Annotated in this window: 5 protein-coding genes; 3 read left to right on the top strand and 2 right to left on the bottom strand. The window is 45.5% G+C overall.

What is annotated here, in order from left to right:
- A partial coding sequence (locus D479_RS18715) for an LTA synthase family protein (RefSeq protein ID WP_008640207.1) occupies positions 1-1,689 on the bottom strand: 1,689 nt, incomplete at its 3' end.
- Between the two features lie 213 nt (positions 1,690-1,902).
- Here D479_RS18715 and D479_RS21120 point away from each other — a divergent pair.
- The 3 genes from D479_RS21120 to D479_RS18705 all read left to right on the top strand — a co-directional run bounded on the left by D479_RS21120 (position 1,903) and on the right by D479_RS18705 (position 2,780).
- A complete protein-coding gene (locus D479_RS21120) occupies positions 1,903-2,199 on the top strand; it encodes a biotin transporter BioY (protein WP_241210950.1) in 297 nt (98 codons plus the stop codon).
- Positions 2,196-2,453, top strand: coding sequence for a biotin transporter BioY (locus D479_RS21255; protein WP_277422414.1), 258 nt, complete (start codon positions 2,196-2,198; stop codon positions 2,451-2,453). The genes D479_RS21120 and D479_RS21255 overlap by 4 nt, the downstream gene beginning before the upstream one ends.
- A gap of 78 nt (positions 2,454-2,531) precedes the next feature.
- Positions 2,532-2,780, top strand: a complete 249-nt coding sequence (locus D479_RS18705) for a hypothetical protein (protein WP_008640206.1) — start codon at positions 2,532-2,534, stop codon at positions 2,778-2,780.
- 50 nt (positions 2,781-2,830) lie between these two features.
- Here D479_RS18705 and D479_RS20880 read toward each other — a convergent pair.
- The coding region (locus D479_RS20880) for a hypothetical protein (protein ID WP_008640204.1) at positions 2,831-3,328 on the bottom strand (498 nt) is incomplete at its 5' end.

The raw sequence follows: 3,328 nt of genomic DNA, 5'->3' as shown, positions 1-3,328 counted from the left end.
ATCACGTGTGATCATAAGCTGACGGCGGTCCTCGTCCAATAAATCATGGCCGAACTGGATCGGGTTATCATCTTCGATTCCAAGCAGGTTGGTGATGGTCGGACGCAGATCAATCTGTCCACCCACCGTATGGTTTTTCTCCGGTTCAATATCCTTACCATACAGAAGCAACGGTACTCGCTGCAGCTGGAATTGCTCATAATCATTAATATCTTTACCTAAATACTCGCCCATGGCCTTCTGGTGGTTCTCGGAAATACCAAAGTGGTCACCGTAAATGACGAGAATCGTATCATCATACAGGTCGGACGCTTTGAAGCGTTCGACAAACTCTTTCAATGCCTCGTCCTGGTAACGAATCGTTTGGAAGTAACGGTTCAGCGTGTTACTGCCTGTTTCACCAGGCTCAATCAATTGTTTATCTTCCGGAAGCGTAAACGGATAGTGGTTGGTCAATGTAATGAGTTTGGAGTAGAATGGCTGCTCCATTTCTTCCATCTTATCCAGAGAATCCTGGAAGAAATACTCATCCATATAACCCCAGCTGTGCGATTTCTCTTCCGTAATCTCATAGTCCTCTTTCGAGAAGAACTCATCATATCCGAGAGAATCATACATCACATTCCGGTTCCAGAACGTCTTATCGTTAGCATGCATGACGTTCGTGAAGTATCCGTTCTCGCTGAGTAGACCCGGCATACCTTTGTATTCGTTACCTGAATGGGTAAAGAATACTGCTCCACGGTTCAGCGGATACAAGGAATTGGCAAGCAGGAATTCAGAGTCGGACGTACGTCCCTGCTTCACCTGGTGATAGAAGTTATCGAAATATATACCATCTTCTTTAAGGTCATTAAAGTAAGGAGTCAGCTCTTCTCCATGAAGAGTATTATCAACTACAAAGGTCTGCGTACTTTCAAGAGAAAGGACGATGACGTTCTTCCCTTCGGCAATGCCTTCCAACCGGTCGCTGTCTTCCTGTTCGTTTTCATTGACGTAGTTGATGGCAGGGACCAGCTCATTGCTGTCCGCAAACGTCTTTTTCATTTCCGTCTGGCCTTGAAGCACGGCATCATACACGTGGTAATTAATCAAACCGATATATTTAACCAGCATATTACGGTCAAAAGCACGCTCCAACAAGTCTGTCCTTTCCGTTTCCGCCCATTGAAGATTAAGAAGGAAAAGCGGTACGGCGATAATAGCTAGCAGGAATCCTTCCCGGCGTTTCGGCTTGAACACCTGAAGACGTGAAGGCTTCAAGTAGAATAATAGAAAAGCAGCAAGCAGCACATCTACGAACAATAAAATGTCACTGGGTTCCAATATGGTCGTGATGCTTCCACCAAGGTCCGCCAGGTTGGCGACCTGGCTGATCATGGGGATTGTAATGAAGTCGTTATATTCTCTGTAAAAAAGCACGTTCACATATAGAAGAACGGACCCAAGAATATAGGACACAAACATCCCGCGGCGCCCGCCAAGCAGTATTCCGAGGCCGAAAATGAGCAGAATACTGCTCAACGGGTTAAACAGAAGGATCCGTCCTTCATTCGCATTTTCAACGTTCAGGGAGAAGATATTCCCTTGTATATAAGACATCTTTATCCAAAACACCAAAATGACTAGTGCATAGACTAATAGTTTCATTCCGAGTGATTTATTCATATGTTTTTTAATTGTAAACATTGTAAAACCTCCGTTAAATTTTACATTACCCTATTCTAACTTATTTGAACACCTTTTTGTACTACTCCCTGCATTCTTTAAAAAGTCTGACACAATTCGTGTCTAAACTCATAGATTCCGCACGAAAAATGAAACGGGAGACCTATTTCATCCGTACACACTTAAAAAGTTAACCTTATTTTTTGTATAGTTAACATTGGAGGGGTGATTGTAATGAAATTGAAAAAAGCATGGAGAAATATGCTGCTTTGTACAGGGTTCGCAGCTTTTACAGGCGTCATGGCTCAATTGGAGATTCCTTTACCTCTTATACCGATCAGCGGCCAGACACTCGCTGTCGGTTTGAGCGCGACGGTCCTTGGAAGTTTGCAGGGTGCTTCCGCAATGATTATTTACGCAGGGATGGGGTTGCCGGGTTACCGGTTTTCGCAGGAGGAGCAAGCGGATGGGAGGTCGTTTCCGGGACAAGCGGCGGATAGATTCTCGGATTCATACCTGCCGCCTACTTGATCGGCCTTCTCATAGAAAGAAAAGGAGTTCAACTAACTACAGCGATTTATGCCAACCTGGTTGGTACAGCCCTTATCCTCCTATGCGGTATGATACAACTTCAATCGCTCCTCGATCTTTCTTGGAGCGAAGCCCTTAAAGCAGGAGTCATTCCGTTTCTCCCCGTCGGTATTATTAAAGCGCTCCTTGCCGCCTATTTCGGTGTGCTTATTCAAAAGAAGGGGAGAAATTCACCTCTACGGAAGACAGCCTGAACGCTATGAGTTAAGAAAATCGCACCTTTACATAATTTGGATGATGACGGCGCATCCTATTTAATGGAGGTGAATACGATGCAGCCATACCTTTGCCCCAACTGCAAAACGAACCGGTCCAGGTTCAACGTGATCGAGCAGAAGGCATCCGCCGTGAAAATGAATCCAAAAACCGGAGAAGTCGACACGGAATATTCCAACGAAAACATGGACGCCTTTCATACGCCGTACAAAGGACCGGATAAAAAGGTCCAGTGCGGAGCATGCGGTCTTGTGGAGGACGAGCGTTCCTTCGTAGCATTCGCACAAAACAACCGGTTGGATTGAAAGAAACCGATAAAAATAAGCCCACTCGCCATAATTGAGAGGGCTTATTTTTATCGGTTCATTCTGCTGAAGAAATCATCAAGCATATCGTCCTCGTCTTCTTCCTTGGTGTCTTCCTCTTCTACACGCAGATCCCCTTGAAGGCTGTCCAGATCAAGGCCGTCTAAGTCATCGTCCGTGAATTCAGGGATTTCCGCCACTGGATTATTAACGGGGACATCTACTTCTTTCTCTTCATTGGAAGCTGCTGCCTCTTCCTCCTGCAGATAGAGAGCATCATCGATATCATAAGCATTGCTGTTCATCGTGGCGAGCAGCGTGGTCGCCCGCATCGGGTCGAGCATCAATTGATAAAGAATACTACCGATCAACGCCTCGGAATGTTCATGCTTCATCCAGCTGCGCTGTTCCTTCGTCAACGGCTTCGGTAGAGGAATTGTCACCATTTCCTTATCTTTCGACAGTGTCTCACTGACCCCGTCCATGACAAACTGAGCAATTCTGCTTGAAAAGTTCCTTCGCTCTTCTTCTTTTAAACGGGTTAACTG

It is taken from the genome of Halobacillus sp. BAB-2008 (genome assembly GCF_000328325.1).
Classification (GTDB): Bacteria; Bacillota; Bacilli; order Bacillales; family Halobacillaceae; genus Halobacillus.
Note: the sequence above shows the minus strand (reverse complement) of the source record. Positions and strands in the feature narration are given on the sequence as shown.

Coding starts and splice junctions, on each gene's coding strand:
- D479_RS21120 (WP_241210950.1), top strand. CDS start 1,903: ATGAAATTGAAAAAAGCATGGAGAAATATGCTGCTTTGTACAGGGTTC.
- D479_RS18705 (WP_008640206.1), top strand. CDS start 2,532: ATGCAGCCATACCTTTGCCCCAACTGCAAAACGAACCGGTCCAGGTTC.